Here is a 24,990-nt window from a genome sequence, read left to right as displayed (position 1 = left end):
CTGATCAACCAGCCCGCTTCCGGCCCCGACCCTCACGCGAAGGGCGGGCCCGGAGCGGTCTTTCTTCTCACGAGCCGGACGCGCTGTCCGAATCGTCGGTTCGAAGGATCGTTGCCTGGAGGTCGGCCGACAGGGTCGTGCCTTCTTCGGCTACCACGGTCACGTCCTCTTCGCCCGCGCTGAGCGTGGCGCGGATGTTCCCTGTCAGCACGAGCGAGTCGCCTGAAACCTCCAGGTTGTCGAGGTCGAGGTTGATCGCCTCGTCCGTGGCCGTCAGCGTTTCACCATCCCGGTTCAACGCCATTTCGCCCCGCAGCAGCTCGGGGTTGCGGCTGGCGGTATCGGCGATGAAGGTGAACGTCACCTCGTTGGCGTCGTCCATCGGGCTGTCGGACGGATAGGCGGTCAGGGACACCGCGATCCCCTCGTCCGTCTCCTGCCACGAGGTGTCGGCACCTTCGCCGTCGGCGATGACGTACGACACCTGGATGCCGTCGAGCGTGCCGCTCATCGCGCCCACGGTGGCGGGGTCCTGCGCGAGGGCGGGAAGGGGCAGGGCGAAGGCAAGAGCTGTCAGCGCATGGCGCATGGGTTTCTCCTTTTGCGAAATTCTCCGGAACCAACCCGCGGCCCGGACGACGCGTTCCGGTGACAATCGGTCACTTCGGGGATAGGAGGGGCCGGCCGGCCGAGGAGAGATCATGCCCTTCACCATCTGCACCTGGAACATCAACTCCGTCCGCCTGCGCGCGGGCCTCGTCGAGCACCTGCTGCGCGAGGAATCGCCCGACGTCCTGTGCCTGCAGGAGTGCAAGTCGCCGATCGAGAAGCTGCCCTCCTTCGCCGAACTCGGCTACGGCAATATCGTCGCGCGTGGGCAAAAAGGCTATAACGGCGTCGCGATCCTGACGAAGGAGCCGATCGAGGAGGTCAGCGCCTTCGACCACGCCGACCTGGGCCATGCGCGCCATGTCTCGGCCCGGCTGGGGAATGGGGTGATCGTCCACAACTACTACGTGCCCGCCGGCGGCGATGTGCCCGACCGCGAGGTGAACGAGAAGTTCGGCCAGAAGCTCGACTATCTGACCGCGATGCGCGACGCCTTCCGGGCCGAGCGCCCCGAGCGGTCGATCCTGGTGGGCGACCTGAACATCGCCCCGCGCGAGGACGACGTCTGGTCGCACAAGCAGCTCCTGAAGGTCGTCAGCCACACGCCCGTCGAGGTCGCGCAGCTGGGTGAGACGCAGGAGGCCGGGGCTTGGGTCGACGTGACGCGCAAGGATATCCCCGACGGCAAGCTCTATTCCTGGTGGTCCTACCGGGCCAAGGACTGGAACGCGGCGGACAAGGGGCGTCGTCTGGATCACGTCTGGGCCTCGCCCGACATCGCCAACGCCGCCCATTCCAGCCGGGTGCTGCGCCACGCCCGCGGCTGGGAAAAGCCGTCGGACCACGCGCCGGTCTTCGCGACCTTCGACCTCTGAAGGCTTGCGGAACGGGCCGGCGCGGCCCATTTCAGGCGCGAACGCACGGAATCGCGAGGGAATGGACATGGTGATCGATCTGATGGGCGGGCAGCCGCAGCCGGGGGGTGACGACCTCATCAAGGACACGACCGAGGCGACCTTCATGGCCGACGTGGTCGAGGCCAGCCAGGAGGTCCCGGTGATCGTCGACTTCTGGGCGCCATGGTGCGGCCCCTGCAAGACGCTGGGCCCGATGCTCGAGGACGCGGTGCGCGGGGCCAAGGGCGCGGTGAAGATGGTGAAGGTCGACGTCGACCAGGCCCAGCAGATCGCGGCGCAGCTGCGCATCCAGTCGATCCCGACGGTCTATGCCTTCTACAAGGGCCAGCCCGTCGACGGCTTCCAAGGTGCCGTGCCGCAATCCGAGATCAAGGCCTTCGTCGACCGCCTGATCGCTCAGGCCGGCGGCGAAGCCGAAGGTGGCGGGTTGGACGAGGCCGTCGCCGCGGCCGAAGAGATGCTGGAGCAGGGCGCGGCCGAGGACGCGGCGCAGACTTTCGCCGCGATTCTGGGCGAGGAGCCGAACCACGCGCGCGCCTATGCGGGCCTCGTTCGCGCGCAGATCGCGATGGGTGACCTCGAGCAGGCCGAGGCGATCCTGAACGGGGCCGATGCCTCGATCGCCAAGGCCCCCGAGCTCGACGCCGCCCATGCGCAGCTCGAGCTGGCGAAGCAGGGCGCGGCCGTCGGGCCGGTGGACGAGCTGGCCGCCAGGGTCGAGGCCGATCCCGAGGACCACCAGGCGCGGTTCGACTATGCGCAGGCGCTGCACGTCAAGGGCCGGACCGAAGAGGCGGTGGACCAGTTGCTGGAACTCTTCCGCCGGGATCGCGAGTGGAACGAGGGTGCCGCCCGGACCCAGCTGATGACGATCTTCGACGCGCTGCAGGCGAAGGATCCGATTGCGCTGAAAGGTCGCCGTCGTCTGTCGTCGATGATATTTGCCTGAGTTGGGGGGCGGGCTAACTGCCCCTCCATGCTCCACCCCGCGGACCTTCCCCAGACGATCCCGATCTTTCCGCTGCCCGGCGCGCTTCTTTTGCCGCGCGGGCGCCTGCCCCTGCACATCTTCGAGCCGCGCTACCTGGCGATGATCGACGACTGCCTGAAGACGTCTCACCGGATGATCGGCATGGTCCAGCCGCGCGAAGTCCCAAGCGGCGAGCCGCGTCTGCACAGCATCGGCTGCGCCGGGCGCCTCACAGCGCTCAGCGAGACCGAGGACGGGCGCTACATGGTGACCCTGACGGGAGTCTCCCGCTACCGCATCCGCGAAGAGGTCGAGGGGTTCACGCCTTACCGGATGTGCGACGCGTCGTGGGACGGGTTCGAGCGCGACCTCGGCCCCGCCGAAAGGGACCCGCAGTTCGACCGCACGCGGTTCCTGCGCCTGCTCGGGCGGTACTTCGAATCCGAAGAGCTGCAGACCGACTGGGAATCGCTTGGCGAGGCCGAGGACGAGCTGCTGGTCAACGCGATGTCGATGCTCTGCCCGTTCGAGCCCGAGGACAAGCAGGCGCTTCTCGAGGCGCCGACACTCGAAACACGACGCGAGACGCTGGTGACCCTGATCGAGTTCGCCCTCGCGGGCGGCGGCGACGAGAGGCTGCAATGAGTGCCGACCGCAAGATGCTGGAATCCCTCGTCTGCCCCCAGACCCACGCCGTGCTCAGCTACGATGCCGAGCGGCAGGAGCTGGTCTCGAAGGCGGCGAACCTGGCCTATCCGATCCGCGACGGCATCCCGATCATGCTGCGCGACGAGGCGCGGGTGTTGGACGACTAGATCTGCCGCCCCTGCAGCAGCTTGGGGTTGTCCCCGGTCAGGCCCGCCGCCTCGCGGATGAACCCGCGGCGCAGGCCGGGCAGTCGCTGGACGACTCCGAGGCCCAGGTCGCGGGCCAGCCGCAGCGCAGGGTTGTCGTTCGAGAACAGCCGGTTGACTCCATCCGTCGAGAGCGCCAGCGTGGCCACGTCGAAGCGCCGCCAGCGCTCGTAGCGCTCCAGTACGTCGATCCGGCCAATATCCTCGCCGCGCCGCTTCGCCTCGACCAATATCTCGGCCAGCGCAGCCACGTCTTTCAGCCCCGCATTCAGGCCCTGACCCGCGATCGGGTGCACGGCGTGGGCCGCGTCGCCCGCCAGCGCCACGCGCGGCGCGGCGAAGCGGTTGGCGACCGAAAGCCCCAGCGGATAGGTGAAGCGGGCGCCGGCCAGCGCGATGTCTCCTAGGAACTTTCCGAAGCGGGGGCGCAGCACGTCCAGATACTGTTCGTCCGGCAGGGCGGTAATCGCCTCGGCCCGATCGCGCCGCTCGGTCCAGACGATGGACGAGCGGTTGTCCTTCAGCGGCAGCACGGCGAGCGGCCCCTCGGGCATGAAGAACTGGTGCGCCACCCCCTCGTGATCGCCCTCGTGCGAGATCGCGGCGACCAGCGCGGACTGGCTGTAGTCCCACCCCGTGCGCCGGATGCCGGCCCGCTGCGCCACGCCCGAGCGCTTGCCGTCGCAGCCGATCAGGACGCGGGCGCTCAGGGTCTCGCCCGTGGTCAGCGTCACGCGGATGCTGGCCGGCCCCGGCTCTTGCGCCGTCACGCCCGCTTCGATCCGGGTAACGTCCCCCAGGGCGTCCAGCAGCGCGGGGCGCAGGTGCCGGTCCTCGACCATGTGGCCCATCGGGCCTTCCTCGATCTCGGCATGGTCGAAATGCAGCGTCAGGGGCGATGGCCCCTCACCCGCGCGCCCGTCCGAGATGCGGATGTCGAGGATCGGCTGCGCGTCGTCCGACACGGCGCCCCAGACGCCGATCGCGACCAGTAGGTTGCGCGAGGCGATGGACAGCGCGTAGCTGCGGCCGTCGAAGCCCTCGGCCCCGCGGGTCGTGGCGGGAACGGGGTCGACAAGGGCCACGGCCAGGCCAGATTGGGACAGGGCGATAGCGAGGGCAGAGCCCGCGAGGCCGCCCCCGGCGAGGATGACGTCATAATCCATGAACCGGACTATGGCGCGAGCGGCGTTTTTGTCCATGCTCGCTCATGACGCGAGACGGAAAGGGAAGCCATGCGCGACTGGACAGGGAAAAGCGCCGCCGATCTCGGCCGCGGGATCGAAGCAGGGCGGCTTGACCCGGTGGAGCTGGCCGAGGCGATGCTGGCGGCCATCGACGCCCACGACCTGTCCTCCTGCATCTATGCCCGCACCACCCCCGACCGCGCCCGCGCCGAGGCGCTGGCGGCCCGGAAACGTGCGCGGGCGGGGGTGCGGAAGGGCCCGCTCGACGGGGTGCCGATCTCCTGGAAGGACCTCTACGACACGGCGGGGATCGCGACCGAGGCCGGCAGCCGACTGCTCGAGGGCCGTGTGCCGGCGCGGGACGCGGCTGTGCTGGGGCGTGCGTCGGCCGAGGGTCTGGTGTGCCTCGGCAAGACGCATATGAGCGAACTGGCCTTCTCGGGCCTCGGGCTGAATCCGTCGACCGCGACACCACCATGCGTCAACGATGCCGCGGCGGTGTCCGGCGGCTCATCCTCGGGCGCGGCGGCCTCGGTGGCATTCGGGCTTTCGGCCGGTGCCATCGGGTCGGACACGGGCGGCTCGGTGCGCGTGCCGGCCGCGTGGAACGACCTGGTGGGGCTCAAGACCACGCACGGGGTCCTGCCGATGGCGGGGGTGGTGCCGCTTTGCCCGTCCTTCGATACGCTCGGGCCGCTTGGGCGCAGTGTCGAGGATTGCGCCCTGCTGTTCGGCGCAATGGGCGGCCGGACCCCCGACCTTGCGGGTGAGCCGTTGGCGGGCAAGCGCTTCATGGTGCTCGAGACGGTCGCGATGGAGGGGCTCGAGGGAACGGTCGGCGCCGCCTTCGACGACGCGCTGGACCGCCTGTCGCGCGCGGGTGCCCGGATCGAGCGTCGCGAAGCGCCCTCGGTCGCGCGGGCGATGCCCCTGTCGCCGACCCTCTTCGCCGCCGAAGCCTACGGCACATGGCGCGACGTGATCGAAGCGCAGCCCGACCTCATGTTCGCCCAAGTGCGCGACCGGTTCCGAAGTGGCCGCGAAATCAGCGCCGCCGACTACGTGGCCGCCCGGACCCTGCTGGACCAGTTGCGGGCAGACTACCTGCGCGAAACCGCCAGCTACGACGCCGTGCTCTTGCCGAGCTGCCCCATCCTTCCGCCCGAAAAGGCGCGACTGGAATCCGAGCCGGACTTCTATGTCGAGCGCAACCTGCTGACCCTCAGGAACACGCGGATCGGCAACCTGATGGGCCTGCCGGGGCTGACCATCCCGACCGGCTCGCCCTCGGTCGGCCTGCTGCTTCAGACGCCGCCCCGGACCGAGGCGCGGCTGTTGCGAATCGGGCGGGCGGTGGAATCGGCGCTTGCGTAAAAGACACAGGCAAGCGGGGCGTCACCGCCAGGGGAGGGGCATTTTCTGGACCATGCGGGTGTGCCCGCGCTAGGCTGGTCCCAACAATGGGGCAAAAGACCCCGAATTTGAGGCACATGATGCAGTACCCCAGGCGGTTCGAGGCTCTGCCCGACTACGCATTTCCGCGTTTGCGCGCTCTGCTCGATCATCACGAGCCGGGTGGCCCCGTGCTGCACATGTCCATCGGCGAGCCGCGCCACGATCCACCTGCCTTCCTGGCCGACACGCTGGCCGAGGCCATGGGCGACTTCGCCCGCTACCCCGCCAATGACGGCACGCCCGCGCTCCAGGCCGAGATCTCTGCCTGGCTGCACCGCCGCTATGGCGTTACAATTGATGGCAGCACGCAGATCCTGCCCTTGAACGGAACGCGCGAGGGGCTGTTCAACGCGGCGGTCGCGCTCTGCCCCGAGGATGGGCCTGTCGTGCTGACGCCAAACCCCTTCTACCAGGTCTATGCCGTCGCCGCGCTCGCCATGGGGGCCGAGCCGATCTACGTCCCCGCCACGCGCGAGACCGGTTTTCTGCCGGACTACACCGCTCTGCCGCCCGAGGTTCTGGACCGCACGGCGATCGCCTATATCTGCTCGCCCTCGAACCCGCAGGGCGCCGTGGCGGATCGCGGCTATTGGCGCGACCTGCTGGCCTTGGCCGAGAAGCACGATTTCCGCATCTTCGCCGACGAGTGCTATTCCGAGGTCTATCGCGACACCCCGCCCACGGGCGTGATGGAGGTCGCGGCCGAAATGGGTGCCGACCCCGAGCGGGTGGTGATCTTTCACTCGCTGTCCAAGCGGTCGAACCTGCCGGGCCTGCGATCGGGATTTGCGGCGGGCGGGCCGAAATCGATGGCGCGCCTCAAGCAATTGCGCGCCTTCGCGGGGGCGCCGCTGCCCGGCCCGATCCAGGCGGTCAGCGCCCGCGCCTGGGCCGACGAGGCGCATGTGGAGGCCTCGCGCGCCCGCTACGTCACCAAGTTCGCCGCCGCCGACGAGATCCTCGGCGACGTGCCGGGCTATGTCCCGCCCCAGGCGGGCTTCTTTCTGTGGCTGCCGGTCGAGGATGGCGAGGCCGCGGTGCTGAAGCTGTGGCAGGATACCGGCATCCGGGCGTTGCCGGGTGCCTATCTCAGCCGCGAGGTGGGCGGGGAGAACCCCGGCGCAGGGTTCATGCGGGTGGCGTTGGTCGCCACCGAAGACGAAGTGCGGGAGGGGCTGGGGAAGCTCCGCGCCTGCCTTTATGAGTAAGAGGAACAGGATGGCCTATCAGACACGCAGCCGGAGCCCGCTCTTCGACAGCGACACGCAGGAAATTCTGGAAAAGCGCGGCCGCGAGCTGATCGGCCTGGCGCTGCTGGGCGCGGGGGTGGCGCTTGCGCTGATCCTCGGCAGCTACGTGCCCGACGACCCTTCCTGGCTCGCCGCGACCTCGGAACCCGCGCAGAACGCGCTGGGCCGAATGGGCGCCTCGATCGCCTCGCCGATGATCATCATCGCGGGCCTCGGCGCCTGGGGCATCCCGGCGGCGCTGTTTGTCTGGGGCGGGCGGTTCCTGATCCATACCGGAGCATACCGCGCCCTGTCGCGCGCCGTCTTCGTGCCCATCGGCGTGGCGCTGGTGTCGGTCTATCTCGCGACGCACGCGCCCGGCGCCGACTGGGGGCAGAGCTTCGGCCTGGGCGGCATGTTCGGGGACATGGCGCTGGGCGCGCTTCTGGGCCTTCTGGGCGTGCAGGGGGCACTGGGCCTCAAGCTGACGGCCCTTCTGGTGATGATCGCGACGTGGATCATGGGCGCGTTCGTCCTGGGCTTCACCCGGACCGAGATCGCGGGGATCGGCCGCTGGCTCGCGCGTGGGACGGTGATGAGTTATGCCGGGCTGGTCGCCCTTCTCGGTTTCGGCCAGCGCGGGCTGGCGCAGGGCGTGACCGCCGGGGCCCGTGCCGCGGCCGAGCGGACCCGCGCCATGCGCGATGCCCGCGCCGAGCGCACGGTCGACGCCGACGAGGACGACCTGTTCGACCCGGCTCCCGCAGCAGGGCCCATGCCGCGCGTGCTTCGCGCGCCGCCGCCGGTCGATCACGACTGGCCCGCGGACGATGCGGAATTCGGTCCCTTCGACGAGGACGACGCGGAAGAGCCCGCCGAAGCGCCGGGCTTCCTGACGCGGCTCGGCGGGCGGCTCGGCCTCGCCCCCAAGGACGAGCGCGAGTTTATCCCCGAGATCGAGATGCGCGACGAGCCGGGCGAGGGCGGCGACCGCATCTCCGACAAGATCTCCGACGCGATCCGCAGCCGCGCGCGGTCCCGTGGCGCACTGCCCGGCAAGCCCCGCGTGGAGCCCGTCATCAAGGGGCGAAAGCATCCCCTCGGCCCGCAACCCCTTCTGTTGAACCCGGGCGTCACCGTCGAACCGCAGACGGAAGAGCCGCAGGAGCACGAGGACGACCTGCCCGAGGAGGCATACGAGCCCGATCTGGCCCACGTGCACGAGGATCAGGACGACGCAGCCTTCGAGGTCGAGGACGACGAGCCCGAGACGCGGGACTTCCCCGTCTCGGAGTTGCCGGACCCCGTCGCTGCCCGCGCGGCCGCCCCGGACACGCCGCGCTTCGCCCCCAGGGTCGAGCGCGAGGCGCCCAAAGGGAAGGTGCAGCACGCCCCGAACAAGCCGTTCCGTCCGTCGAAGCGGGCCGAGGCCGAGGCGCAACCGAATCTCGCCTTCGACGAAGCCGAGGCCGCCTACGAGCGTCCTCCGCTGCACTTGCTGACGGACCCCAAGGGGGTCGAGAGGCACGTGCTGTCCGACGAGGCGCTCGAGGAAAACGCGCGGATGCTGGAAACCGTGCTCGACGATTACGGCGTGAAGGGCGAGATCGTCAGCGTCCGCCCCGGCCCCGTCGTCACCATGTACGAGCTCGAGCCTGCGCCCGGCCTCAAGGCTAGCCGCGTCATCGGCTTGGCCGACGACATCGCCCGGTCGATGTCGGCGCTGTCCGCGCGCGTCTCGACCGTGCCGGGCCGGTCGGTCATCGGCATCGAGCTTCCCAACGAGAACCGCGAGATCTGCGTCCTGCGCGAGATCCTGTCCTCGCGAGAGTTCGACGACGCCAAGCACCAGCTCCCGCTCGCCCTCGGCAAGGATATCGGCGGCGACCCGATCGTCGCGAACCTGGCGAAGATGCCGCACCTGCTGATCGCGGGCACCACCGGCTCGGGCAAGTCCGTGGCCATCAACACGATGATCCTGTCGCTGCTCTACCGGCTGACGCCCGAAGAGTGCCGGATGATCATGATCGACCCCAAGATGCTGGAACTGTCGGTCTACGACGGCATCCCGCACCTGCTCTCGCCTGTCGTGACTGATCCCAAGAAGGCCGTCGTCGCCCTGAAATGGGTCGTCGCCGAGATGGAGGACCGCTACCGCAAGATGTCCAAGATGGGCGTCCGCAACATCGAGGGCTACAACGCCCGGGTCCGCGACGCGCTGAAGAAGGGCGAACTGTTCGAGCGCACGGTCCAGACCGGCTTCGACGACGAGACCGGCGAGCCGATCTTCGAGACCGAGGAAATCCAGCCCGAGATCCTGCCCTTCATCGTGGTCGTCGTGGATGAGATGGCAGACCTGATGATGGTCGCGGGCAAGGAGATCGAAGCCTGCATCCAGCGCCTCGCGCAGATGGCGCGGGCCTCCGGCATCCACCTCATCATGGCGACGCAGCGCCCGTCGGTCGACGTCATCACCGGCACCATCAAGGCGAACTTTCCCACCCGGATCTCTTTCTCGGTGACGTCGAAGATCGACAGCCGCACCATCCTGGGCGAGCAGGGGGCCGAGCAGCTTCTGGGCATGGGCGATATGCTCTACATGGCCGGCGGCAGCCGCATCATCCGCGTCCACGGGCCGTTCTGCTCGGACGAGGAGGTCGAGGAGATCGTCACCTATCTGAAAAGCTACGGACCGCCCGACTACCAGTCCGGCGTGGTCCAGGGGCCGGACGAGGACAAGGAAAGCGACATCGACGCGGTTCTCGGCCTCGCCGGCGGCGGCGGATCGGGTCGCGAGGGGGACGACGCGCTCTACGACCAGGCGGTGGCGATCGTCGCGAAGGACCGCAAGTGCTCGACCAGCTACATCCAGCGCAAGCTCGGCATCGGCTACAACAAGGCCGCCCGCCTCGTCGAACAGATGGAGGATCAGAGCGTCGTCAGCTCGGCCAACCATGTCGGCAAGCGCGAGGTGCTGGTGCCCGAGGTCAACTGACGCCGGCGCAGAAAAAAGCCCGGCACGCGAGGTGCCGGGCAGGTCCTGCGGGCCGGAAGCCCGCCAGGGAGGGATAAGGGATCAGGTTTTGGCGGGCTCGGGCATGTTGGCCGCGAGGAACCAGGCGTCCTTGTCGATCTGACGCGAGACCTCGGTGAAGAGATCCTCGGTGTCGTCATCGCCGATCTCGCCCGCCTCGTCGATCGCGCTGCGGATCTTCTCGCCGACGTCCAGGAACCGCTCGCGCAGCGCCTCGAGATGGACTTGGATGTCCTTTTCGTTCAACGGATAGGGCTTCATCGTGGTCTTCTCGGCCACGATTTCGGCGGTGCCGTCGGCGAAGCCGCCGAGGATCACGGCACGCTCGGCGATCAGGTCCGAGCTTTCGCGCAGCCGGTCGGCCACCTCGTCGAGCAACTCGTGCACCCCGATGAAGCCGGGGCCGCGCAGGTTCCAGTGCGCCTGCTTCGAGGCCAGCGCCAGCGAGATCACGTCGCTGAGCCGCGCGTTCAGAAGGTCGACCACCTTCGAGCGGGTGTTGTCGTTCAGGCCTTTGACGAATGCTTCGGGCATGATGCCTCCTTCAACGAAATTCTCTGGACGACGCGTGGCGCCGTCTTTCATTCGTCAAAGCCGCAGCTATGGGGCGGGTTCCATCCCATGACGCCGCACTGTCATGGGATGACGATGGCGACTGGCCGCATGCTTCCTATATCGAGGCTGAACCCAAGACCCGGAGTCCAACATGCTCACGCGCAGAACCTTCTTCGCCGCCACGGCCGCCACCGCGGGCCTGGCGCTCGCCGGCCAGGCGCAGGCCGCCCCCATTCCGCTGGCCAACCTGTCGCAATACCTGAACAGCCTCGGCACGGTGCAGGCCAAGTTCACCCAGATCAACAACGACCAGTCGATCTCGACCGGGACGCTTTATATCAACCGGCCGGGCCGGATGCGGTTCGACTACGATCCACCGGTACAGGACCTGGTGATGGCCGGTGGCGGCTCGGTCGCCGTGTTCGACGGCCGATCGAACAGCGTGAACCCCGAGACCTACCCCCTCAGCCAGACGCCGCTGTCGATCATCCTCGACAGCAACGTCAATCTCGGCCGGGCCGGGATGGTCCAGGGGCACCGGCAAGAGGGTAACAAGACGATCGTGACCGCGCAGGACCCGCAGCGCCCGCAATACGGCGCGCTGGAACTGGTGTTCACCGACAACCCGCTGACCCTGCGCCAATGGGTGGTGATCGACGGGCAGGGCAATCGCACCACGACCGCGCTGTCGAACCTGCAGCAGGTCGGCAGCCTGCCGGCCAGCTACTTCTCGATCCCGACCGAGGTCAGGTCTCGCGGCGGGAACTGATCACGTCTTGCGGCAGGCGCGGAGCTGGTTCTCGTAGAGGATCGCCCGCGTCTGAACCTTGTCCGACACGGTCAGCAGCCACGGCTTTGCGTTGTAGCTGCCGCGCGCATAGCCCGACCGCCCCTCGTGATAGGCCAGGTACTGGTTCTTGGCGTCCCGCTTCGAGACGCCCAGACCCTGTTCGGTCTGGTGCATGTACCAGCCCATGAAGTCGGTGGCGTCGTTGATGTCGTCCCGCTTGGCGCGCCGGTTTCCCTGCTTTTGCAAGTACTCGTCCCAGGTCCCGTCGAGAGCCTGGCTATAGCCGTAGGCCGAGCTCTGCCGACCCATCGGGATCACCCCGAGGGCGAATCGCAAGGGTGTGCGGGCGTTGCCGATGAACTTCGATTCCTGGTGGATCGTCGCCATCTGGACCGAGATGGGGACGCCCCATTTGCGCTCGGTCCGGCGCATGGCGCGCAGGTAGTGGGGGCGTTCGTCGAGAATGGCGCACGCATTCTCGAGGTTGCGGGGTGCTGTGCTTTCGGTGCTGCCGCAGGACGCGACGAACAGCAAAAGGATCAGCGCACGGACGTGTCTGGTCATGGGGCCTGCTCGATTTGTCTTTTTTGGCGTCTTTTGCCGTCCACTCTAACCAAAACGCCGGCGCACGCAAATGGGACGAGATGACCCGGGCAAGGATCAGCGGCAAATGGACGACAGGGACTGCGGTCGAGGAATGGCGAGATCGGCAAATCTTTGCAGCCACCCTCAGGATCCGGCCACGATGTGTTTCAATCTCTAGGGATCGCGGGCATGGACAACGATCTTCGGCTTCTACATGTTGTCCGAATGGACGGGAGAAGAGGCATGCTGAAAACGCGCGCGCGCTATCATCTTGGTCAGGTCGTCCGTCATCGCAAGCACCCGTTCCGGGGTGTTGTCTTCGACGTCGACCCGACCTTCGCGAATACCGAGGAATGGTACGAGTCCATTCCCGAAGAGGCACGCCCGGCGCGCGATCAGCCGTTCTACCACCTGCTGGCCGAGAACGACCAAAGCTATTACGTCGCCTACGTGTCCGAGCAGAACCTCGAGGCCGACTATTCAGGCGAACCCGTGGGCCATCCCGACCTGCCCGAGTTCTTCGGCGAGCCGGAAAACGGCACCTATCCGGTCCACTTCCAGCTGAACTAGTCGCGCTTTTCAACGGGCAGGCCGCGGGCGGTCCAGCCCGCGAAGCCTTCGTCCATCTCGGCGACATTCTCGAGCCCCATGTCCCGCAGCGTCGCCACGGCCAAGGCCGATCGCATCGCTCCGGCGCAGAACAGGATCAGCTGCTTGTCGGTTGCGAAGACCTCGCGGTGGTAGGGGCTTTCCGGGTCGACCCAAAACTCCAGCATCCCGCGCGGGGCATGGACGGCGCCCGGTACGCGTCCCTGCCGGTCCAGCTCACGCACGTCGCGGATGTCCACCAGCAGCGCGTCGCCTCGTTCGGCGCGCGCCCTGGCTTCCTCGAGCGCAAGGGTCTCGATCCGGGCCTTGGCGTTCGCGACAAGGGTCTCGACGGGGGTGATCGGCATGGCTTCCTCCTAATATCCCAGGGCGCATCCGTCCTTGCGGGGATCGGACCCACCTTCGAGCACGCCATCCTCGCGCATCAGGATCGCCTGTGCGCCCCCGAGCGGAGTGTCGGGAACCTCGACCCGGTGTCCCCGCGCGGCAAGGGCATCGCGCACCCCGCTCGCATAGCCTCTTTCGACGTTGAGCACGCCCTTGTCGGCAAAGCTGCGCGGGGCGTCGATGGCCGCCTGCGGGCTCATCCCGTAATCCGCGACATTCGTCAGGAAGCGTGCGTGCCCCGCGGGCTGGTAGCCCCCGCCCATGACGCCAAAAGGCATGGCAAGACGGCCCTTGTGGCGGATCATGCCGGGGATGATCGTGTGCATCGGACGTTTGCCGGGGGCAGCCTCGTTGGCGTGGCCACGTTCCAGGCTGAAGCCCGCGCCGCGGTTCTGGAACAGGATGCCGAACGTGTCGGACGCGATCCCCGAGCCGAACCCGTGGAAGATCGAATAGATCAGCGACACCGCCATGCGGTCGCGGTCCACCACGGTGATGTAGATCGTGTCCTTGTGAACGGCGCCGGAGGCCGTGCGCGCATCCGGCATTGCTCGGTCGGGGTCGATCAGCTCGGCCAGCGCCTTCGCCGTGCCCATCGACAGCATGTGGTCCAGCTTGGTCACGTGCTCGGGGTCGGCGAGGTAGCGGTTGCGCGCGTCATAGGCCAGCTTGGCGGCCTCGGCCTCCAGGTGCGCGCGCTCGCTCCCGACGGGGTCGAGCGATGACAGGTCGAACTGCGCGAGGATATGCGCCAGCAGGATCGCCGTCGCGCCCTGCCCGTTGGGCGGATGCTCGACAAGTTCGTGCTCGCCATAGGTGCCGGTCAGGGGGGTGCCGTAGGAGGCCTCGACCGAAGCGAAATCGTCGAGCGTATGGGTGCCGCCCGCCGCGCGGAGGCTCTGCACCATGTCCTCGGCGACCTCGCCCTCGTAGAAGCCTTGCCGCCCGTCCATGGCGACACGGCGCAGCACCTCGGCCTGCTGCGGGGCGCGGAAGATCGTGCCGGGGGATGGGGCGGTGCCGTTCGGCAGGTAGACGTCACGGGCCGCTCCGGTCAGGGTGCCGGCGTCCTTCGCCCAGTCGAAGGCAACGCGATCGGCGACGGGGATGCCGGCTTCGGCGTAGTGGATCGCCGGGGCCAGTGCCGTGGCAAGGCCGGCGCGCCCGTGATCGGCGGACAGGCGGCAGAAGGCGTCGATGGCACCCGGAATCGTCACCGCATGAGCATGGCCGAGCGGCATGAAGGTGTGCCCTTCGCCCCGGATCGCCTCGGCATCCAGCCCCGCAGGGGCGCGGCCCGATCCGTTCAGGGCAATGATCTCCCCGTCAGGCTTGGCGACAAGCGCGAAGCAGTCGCCGCCGATGCCGGTCATTTGCGGCTCGGCGATGCCCAGCAGCACCGCGCCGGCGATGGCCGCGTCCACAGCGTTGCCGCCGGATTCCAGGATCTGGATCGCGACTTTCGCCGCCAGCGGGTGTGACGTCGCGCACATCCCGTTCTCGGCATAGACGGGCGAACGCCCCGGCAGGTGAAAGTCGCGCATCATGTGATCCTCCCTCGGCGGTCACGCTATGCGCGCGCGACCGGCAAGGGAAGGCGAGGTCAGGGCTTTCGGTCCCGGCGAAGCGAAACGCTGAGCCTGTTGCGCCCGCCCTCGCGGACGTAGCTGATCCGGTCGGCCATGGCACGGATGATGCACCAGCCGAAGCCGCCCTCGGGCAAATCCGTCGGGTGGGGGGGCGCGGGCTCCGGCAGGGTGCCGCCGGGCATCGGCCGGCCCGAATCGATGACCTGCGCGTGGATGATGCTTTCCTCGAGGATCACGCGAAGCTCGATCAGCGCGCTTGTGTCGTCGGCACAGGCATGTTCGACCACGTTGTTCAGGATTTCGGCCAGAACCTGCTGAACGGTCTGGAGCTCGCATTCGCACAACCCGAAGCCGCGCAACTCGCGGGCCACGCCGACCAGGGCTTCGCGCGTGGCGACGTCGTTGCTGACGTAGAAAACGCGCAGCTCCCGCCTTCCGTCGGTATGCGGGACCTCCTCATGGTGGATTTTCGGGCGTGCTTCAGCCGACATGGCGGGTGTCGACCGGCGCACCGGCGGGCGGGGTGGTGTGAATCGTGAAGACCCTGTCCATCCGGGTCAGGGCGAACACCTTCGCCACCGCAGGATTGAGGTTGGCGAGTTCGAGACGCCGATCCGGGCCGAGCATCTTCATCGCCCCGACCACCGCGCCAAGGCCGGAGGAATCGAGGAAGGTCACGTTGCCGAGGTCCAGGATCATGCAGTCCGGCGCGCTCGAAACAAGGTCGCGGATCGCATCCTTGAACTGCACTGCCCCGGCCGCGTCGAGCCGAGACTCCAAGGGCCGAACGACAAGCCCCTCGTCCGAGAGGCGGGTTTCGATGTTCATGCGTGCGAACCTCTGCTGCCCTGCGCGTGGCCAATCCTGCACGGCTCGTGCTAACGGAGCCTTAAAGCAGCAACGATTCCGGAACAGCTCATGCTGGATTACGACGCGCTCGCCGCCCGTGTGGCGAGCCTGACCGAAGGTGAGGACGACCAGGTCGCCCTCATGGCCACGCTGGCCTGCGAGGTGCACCATTCCGACGACCGCTTCGACTGGACCGGCTTCTACCGGGTCGTGGCACCCGGCCTGCTGAAGATCGGCCCCTACCAGGGCGGCCATGGCTGCCTCGTCATTCCGTTCGAGCGCGGCGTCTGCGGCGCGGCGGCGCGCACCGGCGAGGTTCAGCTTGTCCCCGATGTCGAAGCGTTCCCCGGCCACATCGCCTGCGCGTCCTCGACCCGAAGCGAGATCGTCCTGCCCGTGCGCGACGCGGCCGGCGAAATCATCGCCGTGTTCGACATCGACAGCGATCGCCCCGACGCCTTCACCGACGCGGACGCAGCCGGCCTGACGAGGATCCTCGATGCCACCTTTGCACGCACCTGACTACGACCCGCCCACCGGCCCGCCGGAGCTGGTGCATGTGGACCACGACCTGCTGGTGGTGGTGAAGCCGGACGGGCTTTTGTCGGTGCCGGGCAAGGGGCCTGCACTGGCCGACTGCCTGATCGCGCGGTTGCAGGCCGCGTATCCCGGCGTCCTGCTGGTCCACCGGCTGGACCGGGACACGTCCGGAGTGATGATCTTCGCGCGGAACCCGAACGCGCAGCGCCACCTGGGCCTGCAATTCGAGAAGCGGCACACGAAGAAGCGCTACGTCGCGCGGGTCGAGGGCCGTGTGCAGGGCGACGGCGGCCGCGTGGACCTGCCGCTGATCGTGGACTGGCCGAACCGCCCCCTCCAGCGGATCGATCACGACGAGGGGCGCCCGGCGCAGACCGACTGGCAGGTGATCGACCGCTCGGACACCGAAAGCCGCGTATCCCTGACGCCGATCACCGGCCGCTCGCACCAGCTGAGGGTGCACATGCTCAGCCTCGGCCATCCGATCCTGGGCGATACGCTCTATGCGCAGGGCCCGGCGCGGGATCATCCGCGGATGATGCTCCACGCCGAGTTGCTGGAACTGCGCCATCCCGCCGGCGGGCGCTGGATGCGGTTCGAGGCGCCTGCGCCGTTCTAGCCGAGGGCGCTGCGCTTCATGGGCGAGGCGTCAGACACCGCCGGACGCTCCGAGGCTTTCGGCGCGCGCAACCGGTTCTTGGTCCACGCCGCCGCCCAGCAAAGCAACGTGGCGGCAGGCGGCAGGACCCAGGGCAACCAGGTAGAGGTCGGCTCCACGTCCATCAGGATCTGGCCGACCAGCATCAGCACCGTCCCGAAGGCGAAGACCAGAAGCCCCTGCTGTCCCATCGTCCTGAGCGGCCTGGAGACCCGGTGGGCGGCAAGGCTGCGGACCGCGGGGATGGACGACAGCACATAGGCCAGCGCCAGGACATGGATGAGGCGAGGCAGGCCGAGCCACGTCTTCGTATGCGCCACCACGTGCCCCGGCGCTCCGAGCGCGCCCAACTGTGCCATCTTGTGGTTCATGTAGGTGCCGAGCTCCGGCACGTGCCGCCACGCGAAGATGAAGGCGAGGACCGCCAACGCGATACACAAGGTGGGCCGGCTTACCGGCACCAGCCGTTGGCCCTTGCGGTGGCGGATGCCGATCAGCAGGCCGATCGTGAAGATCAGCTGCCACGATGTCGGCGAGAAGAACCACCCCCCGCCGCCCGGATGGTTCGGGATGTTGAGCCGCCACAGCCCGCTGACATGCCACAGCAGAACGGACACGCCCAGCACCAGCAGCGGCCGCTTCAGCCCCGCCGCGACGATGAGGGGGGCGGCGACCATCAGCACGATGTAGGTCGGCAGGATGTTCACGTAGCCGATCTGGTAGCCCAGCGTCGGGATTCCGGCCAGCGCGGCCCCGGGGTCGCGGTAGATCTGGGCCAGGTTGTGGATCTCGCGGAATCGCGGCTCGAGGAAGACGCCAGCCGACCACGCGAAAAGGCCGAGCGCGATCACCGTCAGCAGGATCTGCACCAGGTACAGCGTCCAGGCCCGTGCCCACATGGGCGAGATGGCGGCCCAGAGACCCCCGTTCCCGCGCAGCCAACGCTCGATTGCCGGGGAATAGGCGATGCCCGCCGCGATGCCGGACATCAGGAAGAACGCCTCGGCCGCGTCGGAGAAGCCCCATTCGCGGATCGTCAGCGCCTCCCACGGGTTGCCGGGCATGTGGGTGACGATGATCATCACCAGCGCGATGCCCCGGAAGGCGTCGATGCGCGGATCGCGCGGGGACGGGCGCGGCCCGGTGCCTGGAAGAGGGACGACTTTCGAGTCAGGCAACGCGTGCCTCCTTTTCGGCGGGCGCGGCTTGTGCCGTGCCGGTGCCAAGTGCGGTGCGATAGGCCGCGATGACGGGCGAGGGGGCGATCTCGTCGGGGGCGGTGAAAAGCCCGCGCGGGGCGGGGCGCGAGGTCGCCGCGATCAGCAGGGGTGCTGCGATCATCGGCAGCGTGACGGGCAGCAGCCAGAACAGCAGGTCCCGCCCCAGCCACGCCACGACGCAGAGGGCCGCCAGGCCGCTCAGGCTGATCCACCCGGCGGCCGCGCGCCCTTCTGACAGGCTCAGCCGTCCTTCGCCGCGCATGGTGGCGGGCCAGCCGCCATCCTTGCCCGACAGCACCTCGATCACCGCGCGGCTCTGGTACATCAGCATGATCGGCGCGATCAGCGACGACAGCAGCGTCTCGGCCAGGACCGAGGCGGTTGTCCGCGCCGCACCGCCAAAGCCCTTCGTCCGGTCAGATGCGATCGCCGCCGCGAGGATCCCGACCTTCGGCAACAGCAGCAGCCCTACGATCCCGATGGCCAGCGCGACGATCTCGCGCGTGTTGCGGTCGGGGAAGACGGGGAAAAGCTGGTACGGCTCTGGGAAGTAGTCGGGCGGCGGCGCGGCGACGAGAGCCGCCATCGACGACAGCAGGAACCCGGCCCAGAACAGCGGCACGATGTAGGACGCGATGCCCTGGACGAAGACGAAGCGGCTCCACGCCGTCAGGCCAGGTGCGCCGACGATGCGCAGGTGCTGCAGGTTGCCCTGGCACCAGCGGCGGTCGCGGCGGGCATAGGCGACGAGGTTGTCGGGGCCTTCCTCGAACGAGCCGGGGATCGCCGGGTCCACCTCGACCCGCCAGCCGGCGCGGGCCAGCAGGGCGGCCTCGACATAGTCATGGCTCAGGATCGAGCCTCCGAAGGGGGGGCGACCGCTCAGCTCGGGCAGGGCACAGGACTCGGCCAGCGCCTTCACGCGCACGATGGCGTTGTGGCCCCAGAACGGGCCGGTCGGCCCCTGCATCCGCTGCAACCCGCGCGCGAAGACGGGCGAGTAGAAGCTGGCCGCGAACTGCATGGCGCGGCCGAACCACGAGGTCGCGCCGATGATCTTGGGCAGGGTCTGCAGCAGCCCGATGTCGGGCGCCGCCTGCATCCGGGCGATCAGGTGGCCGATGGTCTCGCCTTCCATCAGGCTGTCGGCGTCCAGGATCACCGCGAACTCGTAGGCGCCGCCCGAGTTGCGGATGAAGTCCTCGATATTGCCGGCCTTGCGGCCCCAGTTTTCGGTTCGGTTGCGGTAGTAGACGCGCAGCCGGTCAGGCCTGTGGGCGCAAAGCGGCGCGAAGGCCTGTCGCTCGAGTATCAGCGCATCGCCGTCGCGGGTATCGGACAGCACGGCGAAATCCACCGTCACGCCAGCCGCGCGAACCGAGGCTTCCATCGCGGCCAGGCGAGCGGCGGCGGCGCGGGCGTCCTCGTTGCAGATGGGCAGCAGGATGACGGTGGGTGCGTCGGGGTGCGGAAGGTCGGTCGGGGCCGGGCGGCGACCGGGGGCGAGGCCGACCAGCGATTGCGCCGCGCCCCAGGCAAGCCAGAGTGTGGTGAAAAAGATCAGCACGACGCAGACGACGTCCCACGCGCCGAATCCTGCGGCGAAGGCGGCCTCGGCCATCAGCGCCGTGGCGGCCACGCCCGACAGCAGGGTGAAGCCGAGCGCCGCCGCCCGCCACACCGCGGTGCGCAGGTCGGCGCGCGGACGCGCTCGGTCACGCATTGCGGGCGGTCAGGAGGCGCAGAAGCGCGCCGATCACCCCCTCGCGGCGGTCCCGTTCAAGGATCTGCCGGGGCATTGCGAGGGGCGCATAGGGCGGAGACGTATCGACATCGTCTAGGTCGTTCAGGGTGTTCAGATTTTGGTCCATTGGTACAGCCAAGTTTCACTCAACCGGCGATCATCTTTTGCGAGCTGGGCCTTCAATTCCGCCACGGCACCCGCTTCGGCCCTCACTTCCAGGACGAGGCGCCAGATCCGGTGCTCTTCCAGGTATTCAAGGACATCTTCCACGATCTCGCCATTGACCGCGGAAACCACCGCTGTAACCGGGCTCTCCTCATCGGGTTCCCCGATTTCCGAGCCGTCGAAATCGATGACGAACTTCTGCCGATCGGTCAGCGGTTCGACGCCTGCCGCGCCGCCATATCCGGCCAGGGTGCGCAATATTCGGGCGGTTTTCGTCTCGGGCTCCAGGGGCGCGTCGCCCCAGTGCAGGCGATACGCGAACGAGCGTTCGTCGCCGGCGGCGATCTCAACCTCGGGGACCCAGAAGGCGACGATGTTGTCGTTGCTCTCCAGCTCGGTCGGGATCTCGATCAGCCTTACCGACCCGCGGCCCCAGTCGCCCAGGGGCTCGACCATCAGCGAGGGGCGCCGCTGGTAACGGGCCTCGGCGTCGAGGTAGTCCTCGAAGTCGCGATGGCGCTGCACGAGTCCGAAGGCCGTGGGGTCCGAGACCGAGATGTACGAGTTGCCCAGCGTCTCGGGATTGCACAGCGGGCGAAGGAACTCTTCCCCCTCCATCCGCACGACAAGGGCCTCGCTGTCATGCACCCGGTGGCGGTAATCGTTGAAGCCCGCGCGGTCGTGCGGCGCGAAGAGGAACATCGAGGTCAGCGGCGCGACGCCAAGCTGCTCGACCGCCTCGCGGAAGAACAGGTGCTGTTCCACGTCGATCGTCGTGGTCTCGCCCGGTGTCACCGCGAAGCGGAACGCGCCCGAGACCGAGGGGCTTTCGAGCGCGGCGTAGAACACGACATGGTCGCTGCCGGGATCGGGGCGTTCGATCCAGAACTCCGAGAACAGCGGGAACTCTTCCTCGCGGCCGATCGCGGTGTTGACCGCGAGCCCACGGGCGCTGAGGCCATAGACGTTGCCCTTCCCGAGCGCACGGAAATAGCTCGCGCCCAGGAACGAGACGACCTCGTCGAAGCGCTCGGGATCGTTCAGCGGCGCGTTCATCCGGAAGCCCGCGACACCGGGGAAGGTGGCATCGGCGGGGAAGTGATCGCCGGCCTCGTCGTGGTAGATGTAGTCCTCGCGTCCGAACGGCATCGGCAGGGCCTGCCCGTCCACGACCTCGTTCAGCCGCACGACGTAGTTGAACAGCCAGCCGGGATGGTAGGAATGCAGCACCACGCGCGATTCCGACCCGGCCCAGCGGGCACGGTCGGGGTCGAACTGGATCTTGCGGTAGTCGTCGTAATCCAGCTCGGCCACCGCGCCCTCGAGCGGGGCAGGGGCGCTGTAGGGCTGGCCCGCGGCCTGGCGCATCCGCTCGATCAGGTCCTCGAAGCTGAAAGGCGTGCCGCCCAGCGTCGCGGCGCTCTGCGCGCGGGCGCGGCCGACGACGCCGAGCACGGCGAGGCTGGCGGCGCTGCACAGCAGCATGCGGCGGGTCGGGCCGGTGGGCGGTGACGAGGCGGAGGTATCAGTCTTCATGTGCAGGAAACCCGACATCGTTTTCCCGCACGATTAGCGAAGTTGTGGGGACGCGCCAGCCCGATCGGTGGAATGCCGCCGCGTCGCGGCATGAACCGGCGGAATTCCGGTCATGGCTCGGGCGTTCAGCGCAGGAAATCCGCCAGGCAATCGATCTCGGTCTGCTGGATCTCGTGCCCGCCCGGGTGCCACGCCACGATGCAATCTGCCATCTGCGCCGTGAACCAGTCGGCCAGTCCCTGCGTGAGGTCGGGCGGACAGATCGGGTCCTGCCGCCCGGCCGTCACGAGGATGCGCTTCGCCGCCAGCCCCGGTTCGGGATCGGGTACCCAGGGGATCAGCGGATGCATCAGGGCCATGGCGTCGAAGAGGCCGGGATGCTTGATGGCGGTCGCCGCGAGGATGTTGGCGCCGTTGGAATAGCCGATCCCGGTGACGTGAGCGACGCCGGTGCGGGTGATCTCGCCCTGGACGAAGGTGGCCATCTGCTCGATCCGCTGCGCAAGGTCTTCCATGTCGTAGACACCCTCGGCCTTGCGGCGGAAGAAACGGGCGGCGCCGTGCTCGCTTACGTCGCCCTGGGGTGAGACGACATGCGCCTCGGGCAACAGCGTCCGCGCAAGACCGTGAAGCTGGTCCGCACTCGCGCCCGTTCCATGGAAGGTCAGGACCAGGTGATCCCCGGTCCCCGCGCTGCGGATCACCTCGTAACCCATGCCGTTCTCCTTCATCCCCATCCGCGAGACCTAGCGCCTCAGTCCAGCGGGACGAGCGCGCGTTCCAGCCGGTCGCGCAGGTGCTCGTGCTGGCGGGGCAGCTTCAGCGCCTGCCCGAGGGTGGCGGCGTCCTCGTCGCGGTCGAAGCCGGGCTCGTCGGTGGCGACCTCGAACAGGATGCCGCCGGGGGTGCGGAAGTAGATCGCCCAGAAGTAGTCCCGGTCGATCTGCGGGGTCGTGCCGTAGCCCGCCTCAGACAGGGCCTTGCGGACGGCGGCCTGCGCGTCGCGGTCGGCGACCGAGAAGGCGATGTGGTGCACCGACCCCGCGCTCTGCTGGGCGTCGGGCGCGTCGGGCCGCTCGATCAGGTCGATCACGTTGGCCGTGCCGCCGGGCCTGGTGAAGCGGATGATCTCGCCCTCGCGCGCTGTCTCCTCGTAGCCCATGAAGCGCAGCAACTCGGCCATGGGGGCCGCGTCCCGCACCAGTGGGGCCGCCGAATGGAACCCGCGGATCGCGTGGTCGGCGTCGATCACGCCGGCATAGGGCGCACGGGGGTCGTCGGTTTCGATCAGCGCGAAGGCATCGCCGTCGGGGGCGGCGATCCGCACGACCGGCGCGCCGAACGGGTCGGTGGCGATGTCGGTGCCCAGCCGGTCGGCCCAGAAGGGCGCGGCGCCCTCGGGGATGGCGAGGCGCGTCTCGGCGACTTCGCCCGCGCCGCGGCGGCCGCGTCCGGCATGGGGGAAGGGAAAGTAGGTCATCGCGGTGCCGGGGCGGCCAAGCTCGTCGCCGTAATACAGGTGATAGACGTCAGGCGCGTCGAAATTGACCGTCTTCTTCACCCGGCGCAGGCCGAGCGTATCGGTCCAGAACCGGTCGATCGCGCGGGCGTCGGATCCGATGGTGGTGACGTGGTGCAGGCCGTTGATCTGGTCGAGCATGGTATTCTCCTCGTGCTGGGCAACAGATAGGGCAGACAGCGCGCGCACCCTATTCCGCAAAATGGCAAATATCGGTGCGATGGCGCGCAGAAACGGGTGGTTCGGGCGGCCGGTCTGCAACGAACGTCTGTTCGCAAGGCCCGAGCGGCGCAACGACGCCGATCCTTTCGGTGCCCCCCGCCTTTCTTCGCGCCGCAGGGTCGTTATGTCGGTGGCAGAGGAATGAAAAGGAGGGACCCATGGCCCTGCGCATCAACGACACCGCCCCTGATTTCACCGCCAACACCACCGAGGGCGAGATCAATTTCCACGACTGGATCGGCGACGGCTACGCCGTGCTGTTCAGCCACCCCAAGAACTTCACCCCCGTCTGCACGACGGAGCTTGGCGCGATGGCTGGCCTCGCGCCCGAGTTCGAGAAGCGCGGCGCCAAGATCATCGGCATCTCGGTTGACCCGATCGAGGACCACAACAAGTGGAAGTCCGACATCGCGTCCTACACCGGCAACTCCGTCAGCTACCCCCTGATCGCCGACCCCGAGATGAAGATCGCCAAGGCCTACGACATGCTCCCCGCAGAAGCGTCGGGCGAGCCGGGCACCCGCACGCCGGCCGACAACGCGACCGTCCGCACCGTGTTCATCGTAGGGCCGGACAAGAAGGTGAAGCTGTCGATGACCTACCCGATGACCACGGGCCGGAACTTCGACGAGATCCTGCGCGCGCTCGACTCGATCCGGCTGACCGCGCAGCACAAGGTCGCCACCCCCGCCAACTGGCAGCAGGGCGGAGACGTCATCATCACCGGCGGCGTCTCGGATGACGAGGCGCGCGAGAAGTTCGGCTCGTTCGAGCAGAAGCTGCCCTATATCCGCACGACCAAGCAGCCGGCCTGATTACCACCTCTTCGAGGTTTCACGCGCCGTCCCCTGTCCGGGGGGCGGCGCGTGTCGTATGGGCGATCCATGACGGACAACACCAACAAGGGACTGGCGCTGGCGCTGATCGGCGCGCTGGTCATCGTCCCCGACACGCTGTTCATGCGGTGGTCGGGCCTTGGCGCTGCGCAGATGGTGGCGTGGCGTGGATGCTTGCAGGCAGCGGTGCTGCTGAGCCTGTGGATCGTGCTGTCCCGCGACCGGCGCCGCGACCTGACCGCGCTCGCCACGCCGCTGGGCGTGCTGGCGGCGCTGGCGCAGGCGACGAATGCGGCGCTGTTCGCCACCGGGATCGCTGTCGCGCCCGTGGCTGTCGTCCTCTTCGCGGTCGCCACGGTGCCCTTGGTTGCGGCGGTCCTCGGAGCCGTCTTCCTTGGCGACAGGGCGGGGCGCAGCACCATCACCGCCGCGCTCGTCGTGCTGGCCGGCATCGGGCTTTCGGTCTCGGGCAGCTATGGCGGCGCCGGCTCTCCCTTGCTGGGCGCGCTCTGTGGCGGCGCGGTCGCGCTGTCGCTCGCGGGCAGCTTCACCCTGTTCCGCGCCCGTCCCGACCTGTCGGTGTTCCTGACGGTCGGAGCGGGGGCGGCGATCTCGGGCCTGACCGCGCTGACCCTCGTCCCGTCGCTCTGGCAAAGCAACGGCTACGTGCCGGCGATCTGGGTGACGGGACTGCTGATCCTGCCGATCTCGTTCACCACGATGAACATGGCGACGCGCTACACCGTCGCCGCCAATGTCAGCCTTATCCTGCTGCTGGAGACCGTGCTCGGCCCCATCGTCGTCTGGATCGGCGTGGGCGAGCCCGTCGGCCCCCGCGGGCTGGTCGGCGGTGCGATCGTCGTGCTGACGCTGACGGTCTATCTCTGGAACGAGAGGCGGCAGGCGATCCGCCTCGCCCGCTCAGCGTAGT

At 68.3% G+C, this 24,990-nt stretch carries 27 protein-coding genes; 13 read left to right on the top strand and 14 right to left on the bottom strand.

Going from position 1 to position 24,990, the window contains the following annotated elements; genetic code table 11:
• Positions 1–67: 67 nt before the first annotated feature.
• The gene (locus PAM7066_RS09185) at positions 68–589 is read right to left on the bottom strand and encodes a hypothetical protein (RefSeq protein ID WP_085853857.1); all 522 of its coding nucleotides are present in this window, start codon (positions 587–589) and stop codon (positions 68–70) included.
• Positions 590–701: 112 nt separating this feature from the next.
• On the opposite strand from PAM7066_RS09185, the gene PAM7066_RS09180 reads away from it, so the two are divergent.
• From PAM7066_RS09180 to PAM7066_RS09165, 4 genes are all read left to right on the top strand, one after another.
• The gene (locus PAM7066_RS09180) at positions 702–1,484 is read left to right on the top strand and encodes an exodeoxyribonuclease III (protein WP_085853856.1); all 783 of its coding nucleotides are present in this window, start codon (positions 702–704) and stop codon (positions 1,482–1,484) included.
• 67 nt (positions 1,485–1,551) lie between these two features.
• Entirely contained in the window at positions 1,552–2,475 is a 924-nt protein-coding gene (trxA, locus tag PAM7066_RS09175; RefSeq protein WP_085853943.1) for a thioredoxin, read from the top strand.
• 27 nt (positions 2,476–2,502) lie between these two features.
• Positions 2,503–3,141 (top strand): LON peptidase substrate-binding domain-containing protein, encoded by a 639-nt coding sequence (locus tag PAM7066_RS09170; RefSeq protein WP_085853855.1) that lies wholly within the window; start codon positions 2,503–2,505, stop codon positions 3,139–3,141.
• Complete coding sequence (locus PAM7066_RS09165) at positions 3,138–3,311, top strand: Trm112 family protein (protein ID WP_085853854.1); 174 nt, start codon at positions 3,138–3,140, stop codon at positions 3,309–3,311. Before PAM7066_RS09170 ends, PAM7066_RS09165 begins: the two co-directional genes overlap by 4 nt.
• On the opposite strand, the gene PAM7066_RS09160 is transcribed toward PAM7066_RS09165, so the two are convergent.
• A complete protein-coding gene (locus PAM7066_RS09160) occupies positions 3,308–4,552 on the bottom strand; it encodes an FAD-dependent monooxygenase (protein WP_085853853.1) in 1,245 nt (414 codons plus the stop codon). The genes PAM7066_RS09165 and PAM7066_RS09160 overlap by 4 nt on opposite strands.
• A gap of 33 nt (positions 4,553–4,585) precedes the next feature.
• On the opposite strand from PAM7066_RS09160, the gene PAM7066_RS09155 reads away from it, so the two are divergent.
• From PAM7066_RS09155 to PAM7066_RS09145, 3 genes are all read left to right on the top strand, one after another.
• On the top strand, positions 4,586–5,911 hold the full coding sequence (locus PAM7066_RS09155; protein WP_085853852.1) for an amidase: 1,326 nt from the start codon (positions 4,586–4,588) through the stop codon (positions 5,909–5,911).
• 119 nt (positions 5,912–6,030) lie between these two features.
• Positions 6,031–7,200: an aminotransferase class I/II-fold pyridoxal phosphate-dependent enzyme gene (locus tag PAM7066_RS09150; protein WP_085853942.1), complete on the top strand. Its 1,170-nt coding sequence runs from the start codon at positions 6,031–6,033 to the stop codon at positions 7,198–7,200.
• A gap of 10 nt (positions 7,201–7,210) precedes the next feature.
• The gene (locus PAM7066_RS09145) at positions 7,211–10,216 is read left to right on the top strand and encodes a DNA translocase FtsK (RefSeq protein ID WP_085853851.1); all 3,006 of its coding nucleotides are present in this window, start codon (positions 7,211–7,213) and stop codon (positions 10,214–10,216) included.
• Between the two features lie 81 nt (positions 10,217–10,297).
• On the opposite strand, the gene dps is transcribed toward PAM7066_RS09145, so the two are convergent.
• The gene (gene dps / locus PAM7066_RS09140; RefSeq protein WP_085853850.1) at positions 10,298–10,789 is read right to left on the bottom strand and encodes a DNA starvation/stationary phase protection protein Dps; all 492 of its coding nucleotides are present in this window, start codon (positions 10,787–10,789) and stop codon (positions 10,298–10,300) included.
• Positions 10,790–10,961: 172 nt separating this feature from the next.
• Here dps and PAM7066_RS09135 point away from each other — a divergent pair, with 172 nt between their 5' ends.
• On the top strand, positions 10,962–11,579 hold the full coding sequence (locus tag PAM7066_RS09135) for a LolA family protein (RefSeq protein WP_085853849.1): 618 nt from the start codon (positions 10,962–10,964) through the stop codon (positions 11,577–11,579).
• On the opposite strand, the gene PAM7066_RS09130 is transcribed toward PAM7066_RS09135, so the two are convergent.
• Positions 11,580–12,164, bottom strand: a complete 585-nt coding sequence (locus PAM7066_RS09130; RefSeq protein WP_085853848.1) for a transglycosylase SLT domain-containing protein — start codon at positions 12,162–12,164, stop codon at positions 11,580–11,582.
• A 264-nt stretch (positions 12,165–12,428) separates the two neighbouring features.
• Here PAM7066_RS09130 and hspQ point away from each other — a divergent pair, with 264 nt between their 5' ends.
• Positions 12,429–12,755 carry a heat shock protein HspQ gene (gene hspQ / locus PAM7066_RS09125; protein WP_085853847.1) on the top strand — a complete coding sequence of 109 codons (327 nt, stop codon included), beginning with the start codon at positions 12,429–12,431 and terminating at the stop codon, positions 12,753–12,755.
• On the opposite strand, the gene PAM7066_RS09120 is transcribed toward hspQ, so the two are convergent.
• The 4 genes from PAM7066_RS09120 to PAM7066_RS09105 are packed head-to-tail and all read right to left on the bottom strand — an operon-like array spanning position 12,752 to position 15,598.
• Complete coding sequence (locus PAM7066_RS09120) at positions 12,752–13,141, bottom strand: rhodanese-like domain-containing protein (RefSeq protein ID WP_085853846.1); 390 nt, start codon at positions 13,139–13,141, stop codon at positions 12,752–12,754. The genes hspQ and PAM7066_RS09120 overlap by 4 nt on opposite strands.
• A gap of 9 nt (positions 13,142–13,150) precedes the next feature.
• On the bottom strand, positions 13,151–14,725 hold the full coding sequence (locus PAM7066_RS09115; protein WP_085853941.1) for a gamma-glutamyltransferase family protein: 1,575 nt from the start codon (positions 14,723–14,725) through the stop codon (positions 13,151–13,153).
• A gap of 59 nt (positions 14,726–14,784) precedes the next feature.
• Positions 14,785–15,261, bottom strand: a complete 477-nt coding sequence (locus PAM7066_RS09110) for an ATP-binding protein (RefSeq protein WP_085853845.1) — start codon at positions 15,259–15,261, stop codon at positions 14,785–14,787.
• A complete protein-coding gene (locus PAM7066_RS09105; protein ID WP_085853844.1) occupies positions 15,251–15,598 on the bottom strand; it encodes an STAS domain-containing protein in 348 nt (115 codons plus the stop codon). Before PAM7066_RS09105 ends, PAM7066_RS09110 begins: the two co-directional genes overlap by 11 nt.
• Positions 15,599–15,688: 90 nt before the next feature.
• Here PAM7066_RS09105 and msrC point away from each other — a divergent pair, with 90 nt between their 5' ends.
• Positions 15,689–16,141, top strand: coding sequence for a free L-methionine (R)-S-oxide reductase MsrC (gene msrC, locus PAM7066_RS09100; protein WP_085853843.1), 453 nt, complete (start codon positions 15,689–15,691; stop codon positions 16,139–16,141).
• Positions 16,119–16,778, top strand: a complete 660-nt coding sequence (locus PAM7066_RS09095; protein ID WP_085853842.1) for an RluA family pseudouridine synthase — start codon at positions 16,119–16,121, stop codon at positions 16,776–16,778. The genes msrC and PAM7066_RS09095 overlap by 23 nt, the downstream gene beginning before the upstream one ends.
• Here PAM7066_RS09095 and PAM7066_RS09090 read toward each other — a convergent pair.
• The 6 genes from PAM7066_RS09090 to PAM7066_RS09070 all read right to left on the bottom strand — a co-directional run bounded on the left by PAM7066_RS09090 (position 16,775) and on the right by PAM7066_RS09070 (position 23,142).
• Positions 16,775–17,995, bottom strand: a complete 1,221-nt coding sequence (locus PAM7066_RS09090) for an OpgC family protein (RefSeq protein WP_085853841.1) — start codon at positions 17,993–17,995, stop codon at positions 16,775–16,777. The genes PAM7066_RS09095 and PAM7066_RS09090 overlap by 4 nt on opposite strands.
• On the bottom strand, positions 17,988–19,760 hold the full coding sequence (mdoH, locus tag PAM7066_RS09085) for a glucans biosynthesis glucosyltransferase MdoH (protein ID WP_085853840.1): 1,773 nt from the start codon (positions 19,758–19,760) through the stop codon (positions 17,988–17,990). Before mdoH ends, PAM7066_RS09090 begins: the two co-directional genes overlap by 8 nt.
• Positions 19,753–19,908, bottom strand: a complete 156-nt coding sequence (locus PAM7066_RS18920) for a hypothetical protein (protein ID WP_175484610.1) — start codon at positions 19,906–19,908, stop codon at positions 19,753–19,755. The genes mdoH and PAM7066_RS18920 overlap by 8 nt, the downstream gene beginning before the upstream one ends.
• Positions 19,893–21,482, bottom strand: a complete 1,590-nt coding sequence (locus PAM7066_RS09080) for an OpgD/OpgG family glucan biosynthesis protein (protein WP_085853940.1) — start codon at positions 21,480–21,482, stop codon at positions 19,893–19,895. The genes PAM7066_RS18920 and PAM7066_RS09080 overlap by 16 nt, the downstream gene beginning before the upstream one ends.
• 125 nt (positions 21,483–21,607) lie before the next feature.
• Positions 21,608–22,198 (bottom strand): alpha/beta hydrolase, encoded by a 591-nt coding sequence (locus tag PAM7066_RS09075; protein ID WP_085853839.1) that lies wholly within the window; start codon positions 22,196–22,198, stop codon positions 21,608–21,610.
• A 38-nt stretch (positions 22,199–22,236) separates the two neighbouring features.
• Positions 22,237–23,142 (bottom strand): ring-cleaving dioxygenase, encoded by a 906-nt coding sequence (locus PAM7066_RS09070; protein WP_085853838.1) that lies wholly within the window; start codon positions 23,140–23,142, stop codon positions 22,237–22,239.
• Between the two features lie 239 nt (positions 23,143–23,381).
• Here PAM7066_RS09070 and PAM7066_RS09065 point away from each other — a divergent pair, with 239 nt between their 5' ends.
• Both PAM7066_RS09065 and PAM7066_RS09060 read left to right on the top strand, forming a co-directional pair.
• The gene (locus PAM7066_RS09065) at positions 23,382–24,038 is read left to right on the top strand and encodes a peroxiredoxin (RefSeq protein WP_085853837.1); all 657 of its coding nucleotides are present in this window, start codon (positions 23,382–23,384) and stop codon (positions 24,036–24,038) included.
• Positions 24,039–24,107: 69 nt separating this feature from the next.
• Positions 24,108–24,989: a DMT family transporter gene (locus tag PAM7066_RS09060; RefSeq protein ID WP_085853836.1), complete on the top strand. Its 882-nt coding sequence runs from the start codon at positions 24,108–24,110 to the stop codon at positions 24,987–24,989.
• Position 24,990: the final 1 nt, after the last annotated feature.

The sequence above is a fragment of the Palleronia marisminoris genome, from assembly GCF_900172315.1.
GTDB lineage: Bacteria > Pseudomonadota > Alphaproteobacteria > Rhodobacterales > Rhodobacteraceae > Palleronia > Palleronia marisminoris.
This window is presented reverse-complemented; position numbering and strand designations above follow the sequence as displayed.

Excerpts from the sequence above, each read along its gene's own strand:
- PAM7066_RS09185 (WP_085853857.1), bottom strand. The coding sequence starts at position 589 with ATGCGCCATGCGCTGACAGCTCTTGCCTTCGCCCTGCCCCTTCCCGCC.
- PAM7066_RS09180 (WP_085853856.1), top strand. The coding sequence starts at position 702 with ATGCCCTTCACCATCTGCACCTGGAACATCAACTCCGTCCGCCTGCGC.
- trxA (WP_085853943.1), top strand. The coding sequence starts at position 1,552 with ATGGTGATCGATCTGATGGGCGGGCAGCCGCAGCCGGGGGGTGACGAC.
- PAM7066_RS09170 (WP_085853855.1), top strand. The coding sequence starts at position 2,503 with ATGCTCCACCCCGCGGACCTTCCCCAGACGATCCCGATCTTTCCGCTG.
- PAM7066_RS09165 (WP_085853854.1), top strand. The coding sequence starts at position 3,138 with ATGAGTGCCGACCGCAAGATGCTGGAATCCCTCGTCTGCCCCCAGACC.
- PAM7066_RS09160 (WP_085853853.1), bottom strand. The coding sequence starts at position 4,552 with ATGGACAAAAACGCCGCTCGCGCCATAGTCCGGTTCATGGATTATGAC.
- PAM7066_RS09155 (WP_085853852.1), top strand. The coding sequence starts at position 4,586 with ATGCGCGACTGGACAGGGAAAAGCGCCGCCGATCTCGGCCGCGGGATC.
- PAM7066_RS09150 (WP_085853942.1), top strand. The coding sequence starts at position 6,031 with ATGCAGTACCCCAGGCGGTTCGAGGCTCTGCCCGACTACGCATTTCCG.
- PAM7066_RS09145 (WP_085853851.1), top strand. The coding sequence starts at position 7,211 with ATGGCCTATCAGACACGCAGCCGGAGCCCGCTCTTCGACAGCGACACG.
- dps (WP_085853850.1), bottom strand. The coding sequence starts at position 10,789 with ATGCCCGAAGCATTCGTCAAAGGCCTGAACGACAACACCCGCTCGAAG.
- PAM7066_RS09135 (WP_085853849.1), top strand. The coding sequence starts at position 10,962 with ATGCTCACGCGCAGAACCTTCTTCGCCGCCACGGCCGCCACCGCGGGC.
- PAM7066_RS09130 (WP_085853848.1), bottom strand. The coding sequence starts at position 12,164 with ATGACCAGACACGTCCGTGCGCTGATCCTTTTGCTGTTCGTCGCGTCC.
- hspQ (WP_085853847.1), top strand. The coding sequence starts at position 12,429 with ATGCTGAAAACGCGCGCGCGCTATCATCTTGGTCAGGTCGTCCGTCAT.
- PAM7066_RS09120 (WP_085853846.1), bottom strand. The coding sequence starts at position 13,141 with ATGCCGATCACCCCCGTCGAGACCCTTGTCGCGAACGCCAAGGCCCGG.
- PAM7066_RS09115 (WP_085853941.1), bottom strand. The coding sequence starts at position 14,725 with ATGCGCGACTTTCACCTGCCGGGGCGTTCGCCCGTCTATGCCGAGAAC.
- PAM7066_RS09110 (WP_085853845.1), bottom strand. The coding sequence starts at position 15,261 with ATGTCGGCTGAAGCACGCCCGAAAATCCACCATGAGGAGGTCCCGCAT.
- PAM7066_RS09105 (WP_085853844.1), bottom strand. The coding sequence starts at position 15,598 with ATGAACATCGAAACCCGCCTCTCGGACGAGGGGCTTGTCGTTCGGCCC.
- msrC (WP_085853843.1), top strand. The coding sequence starts at position 15,689 with ATGCTGGATTACGACGCGCTCGCCGCCCGTGTGGCGAGCCTGACCGAA.
- PAM7066_RS09095 (WP_085853842.1), top strand. The coding sequence starts at position 16,119 with ATGCCACCTTTGCACGCACCTGACTACGACCCGCCCACCGGCCCGCCG.
- mdoH (WP_085853840.1), bottom strand. The coding sequence starts at position 19,760 with ATGCGTGACCGAGCGCGTCCGCGCGCCGACCTGCGCACCGCGGTGTGG.
- PAM7066_RS18920 (WP_175484610.1), bottom strand. The coding sequence starts at position 19,908 with ATGGACCAAAATCTGAACACCCTGAACGACCTAGACGATGTCGATACG.
- PAM7066_RS09080 (WP_085853940.1), bottom strand. The coding sequence starts at position 21,482 with ATGAAGACTGATACCTCCGCCTCGTCACCGCCCACCGGCCCGACCCGC.
- PAM7066_RS09075 (WP_085853839.1), bottom strand. The coding sequence starts at position 22,198 with ATGGGTTACGAGGTGATCCGCAGCGCGGGGACCGGGGATCACCTGGTC.
- PAM7066_RS09070 (WP_085853838.1), bottom strand. The coding sequence starts at position 23,142 with ATGCTCGACCAGATCAACGGCCTGCACCACGTCACCACCATCGGATCC.
- PAM7066_RS09065 (WP_085853837.1), top strand. The coding sequence starts at position 23,382 with ATGGCCCTGCGCATCAACGACACCGCCCCTGATTTCACCGCCAACACC.
- PAM7066_RS09060 (WP_085853836.1), top strand. The coding sequence starts at position 24,108 with ATGACGGACAACACCAACAAGGGACTGGCGCTGGCGCTGATCGGCGCG.